21 protein-coding genes are annotated in these 19,364 nt (G+C 44.5%); 15 read left to right on the top strand and 6 right to left on the bottom strand.

All coding sequences use genetic code 11. From position 1 onward, the window contains the following. From E4T81_RS01900 to E4T81_RS01960, 14 genes are all read left to right on the top strand, one after another. A partial coding sequence (locus E4T81_RS01900) for a glycosyltransferase (protein WP_167761580.1) occupies positions 1 to 1,042 on the top strand: 1,042 nt, incomplete at its 5' end. Then, on the top strand, positions 1,035 to 1,919 hold the full coding sequence (locus E4T81_RS01905; RefSeq protein WP_135040869.1) for a glycosyltransferase family A protein: 885 nt from the start codon (positions 1,035 to 1,037) through the stop codon (positions 1,917 to 1,919). The genes E4T81_RS01900 and E4T81_RS01905, both read left to right, overlap by 8 nt. Next, a complete protein-coding gene (locus E4T81_RS01910) occupies positions 1,912 to 3,165 on the top strand; it encodes a hypothetical protein (protein ID WP_135040871.1) in 1,254 nt (417 codons plus the stop codon). The genes E4T81_RS01905 and E4T81_RS01910 overlap by 8 nt, the downstream gene beginning before the upstream one ends. 20 nt (positions 3,166 to 3,185) lie before the next feature. Beyond that, positions 3,186 to 3,962: a glycosyltransferase family 2 protein gene (locus E4T81_RS01915; protein ID WP_135040873.1), complete on the top strand. Its 777-nt coding sequence runs from the start codon at positions 3,186 to 3,188 to the stop codon at positions 3,960 to 3,962. A 308-nt stretch (positions 3,963 to 4,270) separates the two neighbouring features. Then, positions 4,271 to 4,528 (top strand): hypothetical protein, encoded by a 258-nt coding sequence (locus E4T81_RS01920; RefSeq protein ID WP_135040875.1) that lies wholly within the window; start codon positions 4,271 to 4,273, stop codon positions 4,526 to 4,528. 22 nt (positions 4,529 to 4,550) lie between these two features. Beyond that, positions 4,551 to 4,739: a hypothetical protein gene (locus E4T81_RS01925; RefSeq protein ID WP_135040877.1), complete on the top strand. Its 189-nt coding sequence runs from the start codon at positions 4,551 to 4,553 to the stop codon at positions 4,737 to 4,739. Beyond that, positions 4,736 to 5,323 carry a hypothetical protein gene (locus tag E4T81_RS01930; protein ID WP_135040879.1) on the top strand — a complete coding sequence of 196 codons (588 nt, stop codon included), beginning with the start codon at positions 4,736 to 4,738 and terminating at the stop codon, positions 5,321 to 5,323. Before E4T81_RS01925 ends, E4T81_RS01930 begins: the two co-directional genes overlap by 4 nt. Before the next feature lie 102 nt (positions 5,324 to 5,425). Continuing rightward, positions 5,426 to 6,331 carry a glucose-1-phosphate thymidylyltransferase RfbA gene (gene rfbA / locus E4T81_RS01935; protein WP_135040881.1) on the top strand — a complete coding sequence of 302 codons (906 nt, stop codon included), beginning with the start codon at positions 5,426 to 5,428 and terminating at the stop codon, positions 6,329 to 6,331. 126 nt (positions 6,332 to 6,457) lie between these two features. Further along, entirely contained in the window at positions 6,458 to 7,036 is a 579-nt protein-coding gene (gene rfbC, locus E4T81_RS01940) for a dTDP-4-dehydrorhamnose 3,5-epimerase (RefSeq protein ID WP_135040883.1), read from the top strand. 64 nt (positions 7,037 to 7,100) lie between these two features. Next, complete coding sequence (locus E4T81_RS15555) at positions 7,101 to 7,319, top strand: hypothetical protein (protein ID WP_167761578.1); 219 nt, start codon at positions 7,101 to 7,103, stop codon at positions 7,317 to 7,319. After that, complete coding sequence (locus E4T81_RS01945) at positions 7,303 to 7,578, top strand: type II toxin-antitoxin system YafQ family toxin (protein WP_245206984.1); 276 nt, start codon at positions 7,303 to 7,305, stop codon at positions 7,576 to 7,578. The genes E4T81_RS15555 and E4T81_RS01945 overlap by 17 nt, the downstream gene beginning before the upstream one ends. A 13-nt stretch (positions 7,579 to 7,591) precedes the next feature. Next, entirely contained in the window at positions 7,592 to 8,464 is an 873-nt protein-coding gene (gene rfbD / locus E4T81_RS01950; RefSeq protein ID WP_135040885.1) for a dTDP-4-dehydrorhamnose reductase, read from the top strand. Beyond that, entirely contained in the window at positions 8,454 to 9,590 is a 1,137-nt protein-coding gene (locus tag E4T81_RS01955; protein ID WP_135040886.1) for a dTDP-glucose 4,6-dehydratase, read from the top strand. The genes rfbD and E4T81_RS01955 overlap by 11 nt, the downstream gene beginning before the upstream one ends. Before the next feature lie 121 nt (positions 9,591 to 9,711). Next, entirely contained in the window at positions 9,712 to 11,589 is a 1,878-nt protein-coding gene (locus E4T81_RS01960) for a DEAD/DEAH box helicase family protein (protein ID WP_135040888.1), read from the top strand. Here the strand turns inward: E4T81_RS01960 and E4T81_RS01965 are convergent. The 3 genes from E4T81_RS01965 to dapA all read right to left on the bottom strand — a co-directional run bounded on the left by E4T81_RS01965 (position 11,534) and on the right by dapA (position 13,919). Next, positions 11,534 to 12,061: a GNAT family N-acetyltransferase gene (locus tag E4T81_RS01965; RefSeq protein WP_135040890.1), complete on the bottom strand. Its 528-nt coding sequence runs from the start codon at positions 12,059 to 12,061 to the stop codon at positions 11,534 to 11,536. The two genes, E4T81_RS01960 and E4T81_RS01965, sit on opposite strands and share 56 nt — an antisense overlap. Continuing rightward, on the bottom strand, positions 12,058 to 12,690 hold the full coding sequence (gene recR / locus E4T81_RS01970) for a recombination mediator RecR (RefSeq protein WP_135040892.1): 633 nt from the start codon (positions 12,688 to 12,690) through the stop codon (positions 12,058 to 12,060). The genes E4T81_RS01965 and recR overlap by 4 nt, the downstream gene beginning before the upstream one ends. A 344-nt stretch (positions 12,691 to 13,034) precedes the next feature. After that, entirely contained in the window at positions 13,035 to 13,919 is an 885-nt protein-coding gene (gene dapA, locus E4T81_RS01975; RefSeq protein ID WP_135040894.1) for a 4-hydroxy-tetrahydrodipicolinate synthase, read from the bottom strand. Positions 13,920 to 14,066: 147 nt separating this feature from the next. On the opposite strand from dapA, the gene trxA reads away from it, so the two are divergent. Next, positions 14,067 to 14,363: a thioredoxin gene (gene trxA / locus E4T81_RS01980; RefSeq protein WP_135040896.1), complete on the top strand. Its 297-nt coding sequence runs from the start codon at positions 14,067 to 14,069 to the stop codon at positions 14,361 to 14,363. Positions 14,364 to 14,456: 93 nt separating this feature from the next. On the opposite strand, the gene E4T81_RS01985 is transcribed toward trxA, so the two are convergent. The 3 genes from E4T81_RS01985 to E4T81_RS01995 all read right to left on the bottom strand — a co-directional run bounded on the left by E4T81_RS01985 (position 14,457) and on the right by E4T81_RS01995 (position 19,346). Beyond that, positions 14,457 to 16,136 (bottom strand): putative transporter, encoded by a 1,680-nt coding sequence (locus E4T81_RS01985; RefSeq protein WP_135040898.1) that lies wholly within the window; start codon positions 16,134 to 16,136, stop codon positions 14,457 to 14,459. 180 nt (positions 16,137 to 16,316) lie between these two features. Beyond that, positions 16,317 to 16,976, bottom strand: a complete 660-nt coding sequence (locus E4T81_RS01990; RefSeq protein WP_135040900.1) for an HAD family hydrolase — start codon at positions 16,974 to 16,976, stop codon at positions 16,317 to 16,319. An 18-nt stretch (positions 16,977 to 16,994) separates the two neighbouring features. After that, positions 16,995 to 19,346: a BamA/TamA family outer membrane protein gene (locus tag E4T81_RS01995; protein WP_135040902.1), complete on the bottom strand. Its 2,352-nt coding sequence runs from the start codon at positions 19,344 to 19,346 to the stop codon at positions 16,995 to 16,997. Between the last annotated feature and the right edge of the window lie 18 nt (positions 19,347 to 19,364).

The following is a 19,364-nucleotide window of genomic DNA, read 5'->3' on the forward strand; positions in this document are numbered from 1 at the left end:
GATTGGGAGCATTTTAAACCCCAAAACCGGTGGAGAATATTACGATAATAGACTCTACCAATCATTCCGGGAATTAAACCCCAGTAACATTGAAGTTATTACAGACAAATCTTTTTCAAAAAATAGATTAGAATTGTCAAAAGAATTGTACCGCAGAATTAATAATAGTGACAAAAATGACATTACAATATATAATACTGCAATTTTTCCTTATATAATATTTGCTCTTTTTAGAAATTCTTTATCGCGAAACAAAAAGGTCGTATTAGGGATACATCATCATTTTCGTTTTAAGGAACAAAGTGGATTTAAACGATTAATATTCTATATTTTAGAAAAGTTATGTTTGAAATTATCTACTGATATCATATGTCCCAATCCATATATTATAGATGGATTAAAAAAAATAGGGTGTAATAAGGTCACATATATCGGTCACCCATTTGAACATAAGGTACAATCTATATCAAATCACGAAAAATTTAAGTTCTTATATGTCGGTACTGTATATGAACGCAAAGGTCTTACTTATTTAATCGACGCAATAAATCTACTGCCGGACAAATTAAAAAAGGAAATAGAACTAAATATTGTAGGAGAGACCTCACATACACAATACGTTGACAATCTAAGAACCAAAATTAACGAATATAATCTTGACTCAACTATTTTTTTAAGAGGCAGAGTATCCAAAGATGACCTAAACAAATATTATTGTAACGCATATTGCTTTTTATTTCCCTCATTATATGAAGGATATGGGTTGGTTATTGAAGAAGCGATGTCATATGGCTTACCAGTAATAGCTTTTAATAATTCAGCGATTCCATACACTATCCATGATAAAGAAAATGGATTATTAGCGAATAATAGAGATTCACTTGATTTTGCTAGAAAAATTGAATTGGCAATTAATGACGAAACGTTATACGAAGTGATGTGCAAAGGAGCACTGCACTCTTATTCAAAATCACATTCTCTTACTGACTTCAAGAAGGAAATAAATACTTTATATACTAAATTACAGAAAACATATGAGTAAAATCGACATTATTAAAAGAGCGCTCATAGGAGAAAGCACTAAATTTAAGTGTAAGTTATTTTGGGACACAGAGCTCAATAAAATTCGTAAATCATCAACAAATAATATTATCCCCGTTTCTATTTCTTTAACGAGCTATGGAGAACGAGTTAATAAGGTTGTTCCATATACAATTATTTCCTTATTAAAACAGACAAAAAGACCAAAGCAAATAATTTTGTGGCTTGATGACGCTAATTGGAACAAAGATAATATTCCTTCCAAGTTGATCGATTTAGAAAAACTTGGTTTAAAAATCAATTTTTGTAAGGACATCCGTTCTTACAAAAAGTTAGTGCCTGCACTAACTTTTTGTAAGGGAGATACACTTATTACCGTTGATGATGACATATATTATTCACCAAAATTTTTAGAGGAAATTTATTCAGAGCACTTAAAGTCTCCAGATAAAATTATTACATTAAATTTTTGCTATCCAAAATTTGTAAACGGGACAATTGATACATACAGCAATTGGGATGAATATCATTATATTTCAGATGATAAAAAACTGTCTAAAATGTTAATATTTCCTCAAGGATTCGGAGGTGTACTTTATCCACCAAATTCATTGCATAAGGATGTAATAAATGAATCTCTATTTATGAAACTCGCACCCTATGCAGATGATATATGGTTTTATATTATGGGAATCCTTAATGGGACAAAAAAACAATGCGTCATTAACTCCAAGACACGATATTACTTTTTGGATTTATTTAGACAGATAAGAACACGAGACCGTCTACATGATTTAAATGTCGGAGAGTCTAAAAACGACCTACAATTAAAAGCATTACTGTTGCACTATAACCTATCACTCAAAGAACATGAATAAGATTGAGACTCTTGTTTACAATTTAGTAAGGAAAAATCCTGCTTTAAAACAGTTTGTAAGGAACTGTTATCAGTCTGTTTTTGATTTATTGCCAAGAGGTAACGAATTTTTCATCAACAAACCAGAGTATAAAAAAGGATATTTTTTTGGATTCCACGATGTATCACCCTTTTCACTTGATGAAACAAAACTTCTTGGTAACAAACTGGCATTTGATTTAAGAATGCCAAAGAAAAATGAACCGATTACTGTAGGATATTTTGATTTCAAAGAAGGTAAGATTGGCGAATTTCATGAAATTGGGAAATCTTATTCATGGAATTACCATAAAGGATGCCGTCTGCAATGGATTGATGAGTGCCGGGTAATTTATAACTCAGCCAAAGACGGCAAATTATGCTCAATTATCACAAATATTAACGACCACACTTCGACAGAAATTCCATTTCCAATAGACGCTGTGCATGGAAATCTCGCTACTACATTCAGCTATGAACGCTTAGAGCGATGTATGCCCGGATACGGATATCCATATAATGATGATGGTAAACTTGAACAGCCGGCACCGAAAGACACCGGGCTATTTCTTCTTAATCTCAAGAGCGGAGAGCGTACATTGCTTCTATCGCTAAATGAAATAGCCATAAAAGTAACTGGGACCATCGAGGATGAATATCTGCATTTTGTCACTCATACTGAATTTTCTAAAGATGGCAAATATATATCATTTCTTTACAGAAGAATCCCCAGGACCGGAGATTACATGAAACGAAGGAGCGTAATTGGTATTTATGATTTAGAGCAAAGGAAACTGCATATTCTTCCTTCTCAAGAATCTGGCTCACATTATGTCTGGAACAATAAAAACCAATTAATTGCCTCCTGCATCCTTAATGGTAAAAGTTGCCACGTCTTGTTTGACTCAAATAATCTTAATTTCGTTAAAGCGATAGCTCCTGAAAGATTAAATTCTGACGGTCATCAGTCATTCGTCACTGATGACAGTTTCATCACCGACACCTATCCAGACCGGCGACGATTGGCTCGGCTATATGCAGTGGACATCACAAATGGTGATGTAAAGCTGATAAGCAAGATATATTCTCCAAAGAAGTTCCAGACAAAAGATTTTAAATGCCATATTGCATGTGACTTACATCCTCGTGTCTCGCCATCAGGCAGATATGTCTGCTTTGATTCTCCACAAACAGGACAGCGGGGGCTATACGTCATGAAGATTAAATAAACCACTGTAATATAACTTTTATGAATGATTTAGGATTGGTGTCAATCATCACTCCCAGTTACAACTGTGCCAAATTTATATGTGACACGATTGAGTCCATTTTGGCTCAGACCTATCAAAACTGGGAATTACTGATTACTGATGACTGTTCGACCGACAATTCCCGCGATGTAATTTCAGAGTATTGTAAAAAAGATTCACGCATCCGTTTACTATGCCTTTCTGAAAATTCAGGCGCAGGCACTGCACGAAACAACTCCATAAAGGAGGCAAAAGGTAGATTCATTGCTTTCTGCGACAGCGATGACAGATGGTATCCCGAAAAACTTGAACGCCAATTGAAGTTCATGACAGAAAAAGACTGCGGGATGTCATACTCATCTTACATGACATGTGATGAGAACGGAGAGCCAATGGGTATAGTTGTGTGTAGGCATAGCGAAACATTGTCATCTCTAAGGCGTGATGACAAAATAGGGTGCCTTACAGTGATATATGATACAGAAAAAGTAGGGAAAATATATATGCCCACATTGAGAAAAAGACAAGATTGGGCAATGAAACTAAAGGTGCTACAAAAATGCAACGTAGCATTTGGTATCAAAGAACCTCTTGCCTACTACAGGCTAAGAGAAAATTCAATCTCTCACAATAAACGCGCACTCGTAAAATATAATATTGCTGTATACCAAGAAATTTTTGGATGGTCTAAAATAAAATCAACCCTATACTTCTTATTTGCATTCATGCCTACATATATTGTAAAAAAAGCCGGTCTAAAATACATCAATCAGTAAATTATCGGTCTATTCCCAATCCTATTTTAATTAATAGACCGATAAAAGAAAATGAGAAACAATTAATCGACATCCAAGCAACATTATGACTTTCTGGGGTTGACAATAATACACATCACAGGATAACAAATAGGCTGCTATTGTGAACTTGAACGATACAGCAAGCGCAGCGAGAAAAATGCCAAATGTGTCGCGTCGATTAAGCACGTATTGAACATTTCGCGCTGATTATTTGGATTTTACAACAAAAACACTTACTTTTGCGTTGTAACATTGAAACCATCAATTGCCTGAACATGAATACTTACATGAATTTACCGATTTGCAGCCCGGCTCTGGAGAAGGGGCATGGTGTGCTCAGTGAGCTTCACATGACGGCAGAAGAGATTAGAAGCCTTGAATTGCAGGGTTTTATAAAAAATGCGATTTCCGGCGACGAGTGTACTTGGGCTCTGACTCAGCATGGTAAAGATGTCAGAAACTATTTCCTTTCCAAGCGCTCCTTACTGACACGCATATACGACTGGGTTATGCATGACGTATTGCGCATGGACCTCACCATCTGATAAACGCTTAAACAAGAAAAAGATGATAACCAAGACATATAATCGAATAACTGATGTACCGGTTGATGAACTGGAGCGCATGATGGCTGAATACGGCCGGAGAAAGGCAAAGACGGTCAGGACATCACGCAATTATCTCCGCAGCATCGGTATGGTGATTAAAACTGATGGCACTGTGATTACATCTAAAACCACTGTTATTAAACCTTGATAACCGATTCCCGAAATTTAGTAATAGGCTATCATGGCTGTGAAAAAAGTGTTGCCGCCGATGTCATCTGCAACAGGACAAGCCTCGCGCCAAGTCAAAATGCTTATGACTGGCTGGGAAGTGGAATATATTTTTGGGAAAACGACCCGACAAGAGCATTAGAATTTGCTGCCGAAGTAAAACAATGTAATGAACCGTTTATTATCGGAGCGATTATTGATTTGGGATTCTGCCTTGACCTTACCTGCCGCAAATCGCTTAACGTGGTCAATATGATATGGGAAAAGGTAGTTAAAGAATCCTATGAACAAGGTAATCTTAGAGAGAATCTTCCCGGACGACGTGGTGAAACAGGGGAGCTTCTGCGCCGATATCTTGACTGCCATGTAATCGAGGCATTGCATAAATATAATGACGAAAACGGCTATGAACAATATGACTCGGTTAAAGCCGGTTTCTGGGAGGGAAATCCCATATATCCGACTGCGGGATTTTTTGATAAAAACCATATCCAGATATGTATCCGTAACTATGACTGTATTATAGGGTACTTTCTTCCACAGGGGAGCGAATTCAGTCTATGACAAGCGTATATCCCCGAGTGAATTATTAGTTGGAAAACATTACAACCGGTAATCGCCGGATTTTGATAGGTAAATTTATTTATTTCTCAATATTTATATTTAATGAAAGGAATTGTACTGGCCGGTGGGTCGGGTACACGGTTGTATCCGATCACGAAGGGGGTGTCGAAGCAGATGCTCCCGGTGTTTGACAAGCCGATGGTGTATTATCCGATTTCGACGCTGATGCTGGCGGGGATAAGGGATATACTGATTATCTCCACCCCGAGGGATCTGCCGATGTTTCGCGAGTTGCTCGGCGACGGCTCTGACTATGGAGTGAATTTCTCTTACGCCGTGCAGCCGAGTCCCGACGGGCTTGCCCAGGCGTTTATCATCGGCAGGGAGTTTATCGGCGACGACTCAGCGTGTCTTGTGCTCGGCGACAACATTTTTCATGGCGCGGGCTTCTCAGGCATCCTGAAGGAAGCTGTGAAGACCGCTGAGGATGATGGCAAGGCTACAGTGTTCGGCTACTGGGTCAACGACCCGGAGCGATATGGCGTGGCGGAGTTTGACCACGACGGCAACTGCCTTTCGATAGAGGAGAAGCCGGAGCATCCGAAGTCCAATTATGCTGTCGTAGGACTCTATTTTTATCCTAACAAGGTGGTTGACGTGGCGGCGACAATCAAGCCGTCGGCACGCGGCGAGCTGGAAATCACGACCGTCAACCAGGAGTTTCTGAAGGATGGCGAGCTGAAGGTGCAGACACTGCCGCGCGGCTTCGCATGGCTCGATACCGGCACCCACGACTCTCTCGCCGAGGCGTCGATCTATGTCGAGGTGCTTGAGAAGCGCCAGGGTCTGAAGATAGCGTGTCTTGAGGGCATAGCCTACCGCCAGGGCTGGATAAGCAAGGAGCGCATGAGAGAGCTTGCGCAGCCGATGCTCAAAAACCAGTATGGGCAATATCTTCTGAAAGTGGTGGAGGAGCTTGACCGCACCGGCGACAGCAATCTTGATTAGACAGTCACACCTCACCCTACAGTGAAATAGTATTTTTAAATCCTTACGTTTTCACGTTTTTACATTTTTATGTAAATTTGTAGAGACAACACCGTTTTTTTCCAAACGTCTTAAACCGACTGATATATGGAAGTGATAAAGACCGATATAGATGGCGTGGTTATAATCGAGCCACGCATATTCAAGGATTCGCGCGGATATTTCTTCGAGAGCTTCTCCAAGCGGGAGTTTGACGAGAAGGTGCGCCCTGTTGACTTCGTTCAGGACAACGAGTCGTGCTCGACCTACGGGGTCATGCGCGGGCTGCATTTCCAGCGACCGCCGTTCGCCCAGTCAAAGCTTGTGCGCTGCGTCAAGGGGCGTGTGCTTGACGTCGCTGTCGACATCCGCAAAGGCTCGCCGACCTACGGGAGGCATGTCGCCGTAGAGCTGACCGAGGACAATCACCGGCAGTTCTTCATCCCGCGCGGCTTTGCCCACGGCTTTGCCGTGCTTTCCGACATCGCCGTGTTCCAGTACAAGTGTGACAACTACTACCATCCCGAAGCCGACGGTGGCATCTCCATTCAGGACGCGTCGCTCGGCATCGACTGGATAATCGACCCCGCCAAGGCTGTGCTGTCTGACAAGGACCTCCGTCACGTCGTGCTCGCCGACTTCGACTCGCCCTTTGATTACGACACAGACCAGTATCAACAAAAGTGACCGTTTTTTGTTTAACCTACAAATAAGTCGTATATTTGCGGAATCAGATTAAATCCTTAAAGTCATGACCCAGCTTGTAATAAATATCGAAGACGCCTCAGTAAAGTCAGCACTCAAGCAAGCCCTTTTAAAAGTGATGAACAATTTTAAGGGGGTCACATTTGATGAGGAAGAGAATTACACGCTTGATGACGCCATTGAGGAAATCAGAAACGGAGACACCGTTACATACGAATCTGTCGACGATTTTTTATCAAGCATCCGCCGTGAAATACAGGATTGAAACACCGGCGTCATTTACAAAGGCGCTAAAGCGTTGCCTAAAAAGGGGCTTGAAATATGAAAATTTTGAGTATGTAGTAAAGATGCTCGCTAAAAGCGGGAATCTTCCCCCTAAGTACAGGCAACATAAACTATCCGGCAAATATGACGGACTGTGGGAATGCCACATACAGCCCGACTGGCTTCTGATATGGAGGCAGGATGATGAAAAGCTTGTATTAGTCATGATTAATACAGGCTCCCACAGCGACTTATTCTAAATTTCAGCTACTAATGAACATACTCGTAACCGGAGCCAACGGGCAACTTGGCAACTGCCTTCGCAAGGCTACATCCGGATCCAATGACAACTACATATTCACCGATGTCGCCGAGCTTGACATAACCGACGCGGGCGCAGTAAAAAAAATGGTCAGGGACAACGACGTGAACGTCATCGTCAACTGCGCAGCCTACACCAATGTGGAGAAAGCTGAGGACGACCGCGATTTTGCCGAGCTGCTCAACGCCACCGCAGTGCGCAACCTCGCCGAGGCCGCAAAAGCAAACGACGGGACACTCATTCATGTGTCGACCGACTACGTGTTTGGCAAGGAACCCTACAATGTCCCCTGCCGCGAAGACCAGAAAGGCACGCCCACAGGTGTCTACGGGCTCACAAAGCTCCACGGCGAGCAGGCGATTGCCGAGAGCGGCGTGAAAGCACTCATATTCCGCACGGCATGGCTATATAGCGAATACGGCAAGAACTTCGTCAAGACCATGCTCGACCTGACCTCGACAAAGCCGGAGCTGAAGGTCGTGTTTGACCAGACAGGCACCCCAACCTACGCGCAAGACCTCGCCGACGCCCTGTTTCATATCATCGATAACCGCCTTATGGACGGCAACGAGGGTGTCTACCACTACTCCGACGAGGGCGTATGCTCGTGGTTTGACTTCACAAAAATGATAGCCGAGATTGCCGGCAACACCTCCTGCGACATCCTGCCATGCCACTCCTCCGAGTTCCCCTCCAAGGTCATTCGCCCCTCATATTCTGTACTCGACAAGACAAAATTCAAGGAGACATTCGGCATAAAAGTCCCCTACTGGACCGACTCACTCAAAATCTGTATAAAAAACCTGAAAGAAAATGAAGCATAAGAATATCCTTATCACCGGCGGAGCCGGATTTATCGGCAGCCATGTCGTGCGCCTGTTTGTCAATAAATATCCTGACTATCACATAGTAAACCTTGACAAACTCACCTACGCCGGCAACCTCGCCAACCTAAAGGACATCGAGGACAAGCCCAACTACACCTTTGTCAAGGCCGACATCGCCGACCTTGACGAGATGCGCCGCATAATCAATGATTACAAAATTGACGGCATCATCCACCTCGCCGCCGAGAGCCATGTCGACCGCTCGATAAAAGACCCGTTCACATTCGCCCGCACCAACGTCATGGGCACCCTCGCACTGCTCCAGGCAGCAAAGGAATACTGGGAGTCGCTGCCTGAAAAATACGAGGGCAAGCGCTTCTACCACATCTCCACCGACGAAGTTTACGGTGCCCTTGAACTTACCAATCCCGAGGGCATCGAGTCACCATTCACCACAGCCGCGTCGTCGGAGCACCACCACGCCTATGGGACCGAGTTTTTCCTCGAGACCACCAACTATAACCCCCATAGCCCCTACTCGGCATCCAAGGCATCGTCAGATCACTTCGTGCGCGCCTACCATGACACCTACGGCATGCCCACCATCGTGACCAACTGCTCCAACAACTACGGTCCCTACCAGTTCCCCGAGAAACTGATACCGCTGTTCATCAACAACATCCGCCACCGCAAGCCGCTGCCGGTCTACGGCAAGGGCGAGAATGTGCGCGACTGGCTCTATGTCGTTGACCACGCCCGCGCCATCGACACCATCTTCCATGACGGAAAGATAGCGGAGACCTACAACATCGGCGGCTTCAACGAGTGGAAAAACATCGACATCATAAAAGTGGTCATCAAGACCGTCGACCGCCTGCTCGGCAATCCCGAAGGCTACTCCGACGAGCTGATAACCTACGTCACCGACCGCCTCGGCCACGACATGCGCTACGCCATAGACTCCCGCAAGCTCCAGCGCGAACTCGGGTGGGAGCCCTCCCTACAGTTTGAGGAAGGTATTGAAAAGACCGTGCGCTGGTATCTCGACAACCAGGAGTGGATGGACAACATCACCTCCGGCGACTACGAACGCTACTACGACGACATGTACAAAAACCGATAAGTACACAATAACCTCATAACCACTAAATGCCGGCTCAATCCATGACGCCGGCACTTTTTATTATGCAAGCAAACCATTCATCCGCAAATATCGTTGAATAACTATTAAAGCCCTACTGAATATGGTTGAAATTATAAATCTGTCATCACAACGGCTCAACACGCCGGAAGCATGTGCCGCCTCTGACATAGAAAATAAGGCATCCCGATACTTCTCTTCCCATCAGGGCATTAGCGGATTCTTGTTATTGATACCGTCAGTATACACATATAACGATATACATAATGACATAGATATTGCCATATTCGGAAAATTCAACGGACTCGAAACACCCGACGGCTACGCCATAGACTCATTTGCCGCAGCAATCGAAGTCAAGTCACATCCGGCAGAACGAATATACAAAGACCCGGGTCACCATTATCATGTGACATATTCCGACGGCGATACAGATGTTACCGTTCAGTCGCTGTCACAGGCTATAGCGTTAAAAAAGCACCTGAATAAGGAAGGCATAAAATGTGACTTTGTCGTCTCGACAATTTACTTCCGGTCAATAGGAGAGGATGCTCTTAATACCCTCAGAAACGGTATCAATGACTACTCCCTTTCTTATGATTTCACTTTTGAGCAAATTATTGAAATCATCAGGAAGCAACTGTCACCTAAAGCAAGCCACAATCCATTACACGCCAACAACCTAACGATTGACAACCTTACAGATGTGTTCAGCCACGTAACAGCACCTGTAACACTGCGAAACAAATTTGAGCTGATATGTTCAGAGAGCCTCGACCCGCTTCTTTCGGAAATTAAATCCAGAAATAAAGACATACTCATAAGCGGCAAAGCCGGAACCGGCAAAACCCTGTTATTGCTCAAGGCAGCAATGAATATCGTAGAGAATCCGGATTGCAATATCCTTTTTCTCACATACAACCACGCCCTGTTGACCGACATTAAAAAGCTTTTAAAGTATTTCCCGGGATGCCGATTGAAACCTGATGATTTCATGACTATCGAATCCTTCTTTCAAAGGCTTATGCGCAAAAATAAAATAATTTCAAGTTCCATAAATCCCACTCGCTCGGCCAATTACAACAAAGAGTATATAAAAGCGCTTGACAGGCTTATCAAAAAGGCAGAAGATAAAGAGATTATCTATTATCCCGCAACTCATTTTGTCCTTGACGAAGCACAGGACCTGCTCCAGCAGGAGGCGGATTTATTATATCAACTTTTTCCAGCGACCTCATTACTCCTCGCTGAAGGTATCGACCAGAAGATAAGAAACGAAAATCCGCCGGAATGGAAATCAGCTGAGACAATAAAGACACTGTCGTGCAAACGCATGTTCTCCAACGTGGCAATGTTTGTCAACCTGCTTGCAGAAAAGCTTGAAAGCGACTGGCATATCGACTGCACGGGAGCATTTCCAGGAGGTCGAATAATAATTCTTGACCACTACAGCCCTACGATTCATAAATCACTGTTACAGACACAACGACAACACGGATGCTGCAACTACGACATGCTGATGCTCGTTGACCCTAAACAAACATGTGAAAGCTTGGATGCAATCCTCGACAGCCTATATGATGGAAGAACATCTGAAAACAGAAAAAACGAGCCCGGCGATGACGAAGCCCGTTTATATTACTATCAATCATGCCGCGGAGTGGAAGGCTGGACTGTAGTATGCTTTGGGCTCGACCGTTACTACGAAGATGAGTATGACAAACGGAAATCAAAAATCGAACAGACCTACGATAGCGAAACACGAAACAACGCAATAAACGAAATCGCACTCAAAATGATGATTCCGCTTACACGGGCGATTGACAGTCTCGTGATAGTGTTGCAAAAAGAGCCAAATCACTTTAGCGACGCAATCCATACGGCAGCCTCCTTATGTAAAGACTTCACTGAATATGAGGTCAATGTTAATCAGCAAGATGCTGAAGCACATATGCGTCAACATAAGTCGAACAGCGTCTAAGCCACGACCTGAGCCTGCCACAGATTTTAAAGCCTGATTTCCTGAATACAGAAAGACTTGCACCATTATCTATTGCGACCACAGCCCATAATTGATGCATCTCGATAAACCGCCTGGCATACACGACCGCAAGATTCAATGCCCGGGAGCCATAACCCTTTCCCGAATGAGCCCGGTCAATCAGGATCCCAATCCCGGCACGCCTGTTGTCAGGATCGAAGTCATATAAATCAAGTGTGCCCACCGCCTCATCGGTCGATTTAAGCACAATCATGAGTCTCAACTGCTTGGCCGCATAAATATCAGGCGAATAATTTTCAATATAATCCCACAGTATTTTTCTGGAAAACGGAGCTATGCCACTCCCGGCTTCCCATAACTCAGTGTCATTCTCCCACTTGTAAAGCAGGTCAAGATCCTCGGGTTCAAGGGCCCGCAGGCGCAACACATCATCTTCAAGCAACCCTTTCATTGTACATCACGGTTAAAAGATTCACTGAAAAGAGTGCGATTGACAATAGATCTCCCCAAAGTAATCTCATCAGTATATTCAATCTCATTGCCGACCGACACACCACGTGCAAGTTGCGTTATCTTTACAGGCAGCGTGCCTAACTGACGATAAATATAGAAATTGGTCGTCTCACCCTCCATTGTCGCGCTAAGAGCAAGTATGACCTCACCTACCCCTTCCGTCTCCACCCGCTTTACAAGCGAAGCAATCTCCAATTGAGAAGGGCCTACACCATCCATAGGAGAAATCAGTCCGCCCAATACATGATACAGCCCGCGAAACTGTCCGGTATTCTCAATACTCAACACATCCTTCACACTCTCGACCACACATACGGTAGAAGAATCACGCATAGGGTTGGAGCAGATAGGACATCGCTCTTCCTCCGATATATTGTGGCATCTGACACAATAACGTATGCCCTTGCGAAGAGCCACGATTGACTCTCCGAGATCCACCCCCATCCGCTCTTCCTGACGCAATATGTGAAGTGCAAGTCTCAAAGCGGTCTTGCGACCTATACCGGGAAGACGTGAAAGCTGATTAACGGCATTTTCAAGAAGAGTAGAAGCATATTCCTGTTCCATAACAACCACATTTTCTACATGTAAAGTTACGCCAAAAGCATCATCCCTACAAGTTGCTTAACGCTATTTAATAAACGGCAAAACAAAGACAGGAGCCTACATTAGTGACTCCTGCCTTTGTTTTTGGTATCCTTCACAGCAAAAATGTTTTTTCATAAGATCGGAATTTTTCGCATGATAGCTATTGTTCATGTAGGTTTACTAGGCGAATTGTGCAAAAAAATGTATACCATTAAGTTTAATTTATGCAAACATAATCAATAAATTTAATATCTGCAAGTATTTTAAACGAAATATCAATTTTAACGCCCCTTTATCTCCTCAATATTCAGAAAAGCCCCGATTTATCCGAGACTTTCCAATACATGACGTATCTTCTCATAAGTAGTGATACGCGTCGGCACTAATGGCAGACGAAGCTCATTCTCGATGAATCCCATTGCATGCAACAGGCATTTTACTCCCGCAGGATTTCCGTCGACAAAAAGCAGGCTGAAAAGTTCCGTGAACCGATGATGAATCAGCAGCGCCCTCTCATAGTCACCATGCAGAGCCAGGCGCACCATACGGGAAAACTCCTTCGGAAAGGCGTTGCCTATGACCGAAATCACACCGACAGCGCCAAGCGTTATAAGAGGAAACGTAATACCGTCATCACCGGAAATCACCATAAAATCCTCTCGCTTGTTTTTTATGATGTCATCCATCTGCGATATATTACCCGATGCCTCCTTTACTCCAATTATATTGTCAAACTCTGCCGCAAGACGCAACGTGGTCTCCGCTGTCATGTTCACGCCCGTACGACCCGGCACATTATACAGAATGACCGGTATAGGCGAAGCCTCGGCGATAGCCTTGTAATGCTGATAAATACCCTCCTGAGAAGGCTTGTTATAATATGGCACTACAGAAAGCACTGCCTCAAACGGTGAAAGATCACTGCTTTTCAGCTCTTCAACAAGAGCCATCGTATTATTTCCTCCAATTCCGATTACAAGTGGCACACGCCCGCCCACCCGCTCAACGATAAAATCACGCACCGCGTGCTTTTCGTCGACCGACAGAGTCGCAGTCTCGGCAGTTGTGCCAAGCACCACCATGTAATCAACTCCATTCTTAATCTGATATTCCAACAAACGGGCAAGCGCATCAAAGTCAATCGACTTATCCTGCTTGAAAGGTGTGACCAGCGCCACACCCATACCCTTTAAATTAATACGTGCCATATAGGTATCGTTAGATGCTTTTGCTTCCACAAAGGTAGATATTATTCACAATACCGACAAAGAAAAAATCCAAATAAAACTCAATTGCCTTACAAACCTATTACCACATGTCAGCGTTATAAGATAAATATATAAAATATAATAGTGATGAGTGATTTTAATGATATTATCAAAGACAGCAAGCCGACACTGGTCGACTTCTTTGCAACATGGTGTGGACCATGTAAAATGATGCATCCGATTCTTGAACAAGTAAAGACAAAACTTGGCGACGAGGTGACAATAGTTAAAATAGATGTAGACAAGAATCAAGATCTATCCTCACAGTATCGCGTCCAGTCAGTGCCTACTCTCATCATCTTCAAAGACGGAGAGGTCAAATGGAGGGCTGCAGGCGTTCATTCTGCCGAAGACCTTGAAGCAAAGCTAAAAGAATTTGCCTAAAGAAATCGATTCACTTATTTGAATAATCAACGAAGACCGCCGACTAAAATTTAGCCGGCGGTCTTCTATGCTTAAATTGTCAATAGTCTAAAACTAAGCAAGACATAGCACCAATACCTGGGCGGCAACCACACGAAGGAACATCGTAAGCGGGTAAACCGTAGAATACGCTACGGCAGGCGCATCATTACCGGTGCTGTTATTAGCATAGGCAAGTGCAGGAGGATCGGTCATTCCGCCACCGAAGAGACCCATGATAGTGAGCAGATTTATCTTGTAAATACCGCGGGCGATGCAACCCACCACCAACAGAGGGATAAACGTAATCATAAATCCCCAGATAACCCACCACATACCTGTGCTGTTGAACACAGTGTCGGCAAATCCGGCTCCCGACGCAATTCCTACAGAGGCAAGGAACAGGCATATACCAATCTCTCTCATAAGAAGTGATGCGGAAGAGGATGTATAGGTCACCAGTTTTATCTTATATCCGAAACGGCTTATCAGAATAGCCACTACAAGCGGACCACCCGCAAGTCCGAGCTTCATCGGGACGCTTACCCCGGGGAATGCAATAGGAATAGAACCCACTAAAATACCAAGGAATATACCGACAAAGAGCGTAATCATGTTAGGCTCGTTAAGGCGCTTCATCGAGTTGCCGAGCTTTTCAGCAAGACGCTTGATATCAGCTTCCTGACCGACGACCGTCATGCGGTCGCCCACCTGAAGACGCAGACCGGGTGACGCAAGCAGGTCGACTCCGGCACGATTAACCCTTGTCGCATTAAGGCTGTAGCCCATGCGCAGACGAAGCTGTCCGATAGGCACTCCGTTAAACTCGCTCTTTGTCACAACTATGCGACGTGACACAACCGGACTCGGTGTCGCCTCCCAGTCCATATCCACCTCAGGACCGATTACCGCCTTAAAGCGCTCTTCATCCTGTGCCGACAATACGATATAAAGCATGTCGTCAAGATGGACAACTGTCTGAGAATTGGGGATTATAACATTGCCATCCTTGTCTTTAAGACGTGAGACCACAAAGTTACAAGAAATTATGTCATGCAGCTGTATAAGGTTTTTACCGTCAATAAGTACATTGGTCACCTTAAATGTCACGATATGAGGCTTCAACTGGCTGTTTGCCGTATCCTCTTCTATTTCCTGTATCTCTTTCTCTATCTTTACTCGGAAAATAGCACGGACAAGGAACATCGAGAGAATGATTCCGACAACACCGAGCGGGTAAGCGGCGGCATATCCCATAGCCATCTCCTCTGACTGCTGATAAGCACCCGGGTCCACCTGAAGTATAGCCTGCTGTGCCGCTCCGAGTCCGGGGGTATTGGTCACAGCTCCCGACATTATACCTACCAATGCAGTAATCGTAGTATTGCCATCGATATAAAAGATAGCAAGGACTATAGCCACATTAAGAGCAATGATAAGAACTGCCAATCCGTTAAGCAGCATGCCACCCTTCTTGAAAGAAGAGAAGAATCCGGGTCCTACTTGCAGACCGATTGAGAAAATAAACAGGATAAGTCCAAACTCACGGATAAAGTGAAGGACTTCAGGATTTACCTTATAGCCCAGATGTCCCATGACAAGACCTACGAAAAGGACAAATGTCACACCGAGCGACACACCGCCTATCCTGAGTTTACCAAGATAGACTCCTACAGCGATAACAAACGAATAGAGCAAAATGGTACTCGCCAATGCCATATTGCCCGGTGAAAGTAATTGTTGAATCCACTCCATACTGTTCAGCGTTAAAAACTGCCTTAGAAATTGAATTGCAAATTTACGACTTTTTACCGAACTCCCACCTTTACTCAGGCATTTTTCTCAATAAAAAATATCAACCTGTCGCAAAATAGTTTAAAGCCGATAAGAAAGCATGAGTATTATAATATTATAATTGTATCTCAGCTACGATATTCAATCCACAGCAATCGCAATATCCAGAATTGCATCGGTGGTATTGACGATATGGTCGGCATGATACGCTTTAAGTTCAGTCATCGGGCGAAATCCCCATGTAACACCTACAGAATCCACACATGCACGCCGGGCTGTCTCCATGTCGACGCCGGAATCCCCGACATAAAGCACCTCAGCCTTCGGAGTAGGCGACTTCGAGAGAATCTCAAATACGATTGAAGGATCAGGCTTTACCGGAATCCCCTCTTTCTGACCCTCCACGGCAGCCCAGTCTATGTCATGAAAATAAAAATCCACAAGTCTTTCCACCGCAGCCTGATACTTATTTGACGCGACAGCCACCTTTATGTCTCTTGCCCGCAATTCGGCAAGCAGACGAGGTATGCCGGGATAAGGCGCGGTGTGGTCGGTGCAATGGCTTTCATAATGCTCTTTGAAGAACACTCTCAGGCGCTCGACTTCCTCGTCGGTATCAAGCCCCGACGGCAGCGCCCTTTCAATAAGCTTCTTCACGCCGTTGCCGACCATCCCCGTATAAGCTGAAATAGGGTGAGACGGATACCCACATTTTTCAAGAGCATAGTTAGTCGCATGACCGAGGTCTTCTATCGAGTTAAGCAGTGTCCCGTCAAGATCAAAAATAACAAGTTTCTTCATTAGCTTAATAATAGTAATTTAAAAAGGATAACCCACAGAGAAATGAAAAGTTGCATCACGTCCCCATTTTGGATGTATCAGCGGCAGTCGCTCCTGATTGCGCGCAGGGTTGTAAGCTTTCATTCCCAAGTCAAATCGTAAAAGAAAATAATTGAAATCAAGGCGCAATCCGGCTCCGTAGGCCACAGCTATCTGCTTATAAAATTCACTGAACAGAAACTCTCCTCCGGGCTGATTCTCATATTTTCTTATTGTCCAGATATTACCGGCATCGATAAACAACGCGCCTTCAATCACCCAGAACAGCCGGGCGCGGTACTCCAGGTTTATATCCAGCCTGATGTCGCCACACTGGTTTATGAAATCAGTCACGGAATTTTTGGCATCATAGCTTCCCGGGCCGAGAGTGCGCACTCCCCATCCCCTCACACTGTTGGCACCTCCGGCATAAAAACGCTTCTCAAACGGCAGCATTGATGAATTACCGTATGGGACACCGATACCGGCTCCGACATGAAACGACAGAGAGTTGCGGAAATCAAAATTTTTGGTGTAAGAATAGTCGGCGTCAGCCTTTACATATTGCGCATATTGAATGCCAAACACCTTGTAAGCGCCCTCATCCTTATGCTGACCTATCGCCGATGATATTGCGTAAAGGAGATTACCGGCTGTCTCGACATTTGCACGGATTGTGTATATCGACGGCTGAAGCAGCGATTGCCGGAGCGAAGCTGCTGAAGGCACCCGCTTGTTGGTGTGGTAATAGCCATATCCGAGTCTCATTATAAAATGGTCCTCGTAGCTGTATCTCAACAGCGGGTTGGACGGTGCTATCTGATTGATAAAATCTATCGTGCTTTTAGGCAGATAGACATAATTGATGTCAATAAGGTCAAATCGGTGACGGCGGGTGTTGCCACGGTTTGCCCATCGGTATTTCCATCCTGCACCGGCGATTATACGTGTATACTCCGGACGCTCCTGATAGTTGAACGAAACGGCAAACTCCGTTGTCGCCCTCACTCGCTTTTTTAATCCTGAAGAAAGGAACGGAGCCTCAAATTCCGGAAATGTTATGCTCACTTCGCCGGCATATTCCATGTAACGGTTATTAATCAATCCGCTGAAATCACCGGAAAGGCTTTCATAGCTTGTACGCAATTTCGCCGTAAGCAATTCCGACCCGCGGGCAAGATTACGGTGCATATATGTCAGCCCTACACCAAATCCCAGGTCACCTTCCGAGTTAGTGCCTTCCAGTTCAAGCGAGACTCCTTGCTTTTTGCCCCTGGTAAGAAGGATATAAGCGTCAAGCCAATTCTTTCCGTCAACCGTCCCTACCCGCCTCATATCAATATTGACATACTTCAGGATGCCGAGACGCCCAAGCGCCTCGTAAGTCCTGTCGACCTGCCAGGCTTGATATTTTCCGCCTGCATGCATATAACAGGCATCAAACAGCACTTTCGGTCTAAGATACCGGTCATCGCCATAAAGGATAGTAACATCTTTATAGCGAACGGTGTCAGATGACCGATAATCATACGTGCCGTAATCTTCTCCGGGATTATAATCGGTGACAAAATATATGTTGCGAAGATAATATACCTTGTGGGCTACGGAATCAGAGAGCGTCTGCTGTCCACGCAGATGCGGCGGCCGAAGATTCATTGTCAGGTTCACCTCCCTTGAGCCCGCAGCCGTGTCGGCGGAAAATGTTATATATTCCTTATTAAACGTATAATAGCCATTGTTACGGAGCAGCTCTGTAATCCTCACCCTCTCTTCATCAAGCTTGTTTCGGTCAAGGAAATCACCCGGAGCGACCTGCAACACATTGTCATGGGAGTCAATAAGCGAGCGTATTGAATCGTCAGGAATATTATAGTCAAGCGTGGCTATGAAATGAGGCTTCCCGGTAGTCACATTATACGTTATATCTATCTTCTTCCCTTTACCGTGAATGACAGTGTCGGCAATGACACTTGCATCCATGTAACCACGGTTGACAAGAGCCTGCCTCAGCTGAAATTCCGACATGTCAGTAAGCTGGGGGTCATAAATGACCGGCGGCTGTCCGAGACGACGCACCCAGCGGTTAAACCACTTTGTCGTATCGGAGCCCGATATGTTGTAAGTGGCAAGCTGGAGTTTCATAAACCCAAGCACCTTATGGTTAGGTGTCTGACGCAGATAGTTGACAAGTTCCGACTCTTTTACTTCGGAATTGTCAACTATCTTTATGTTTACGTCATCGACAAGATATTTTCCCTGAGGCACATGCTTTGTCGAGCTACATCCCCATAAGGAGATAGCCAGACAAATCCCCGTCAGCCACAGGAGCAGCTTGTGACACGATACCGACATCAGGGAAAATGATAACCT

Source organism: Barnesiella sp. WM24 (assembly GCF_004570975.1).
GTDB lineage: Bacteria > Bacteroidota > Bacteroidia > Bacteroidales > Muribaculaceae > Muribaculum.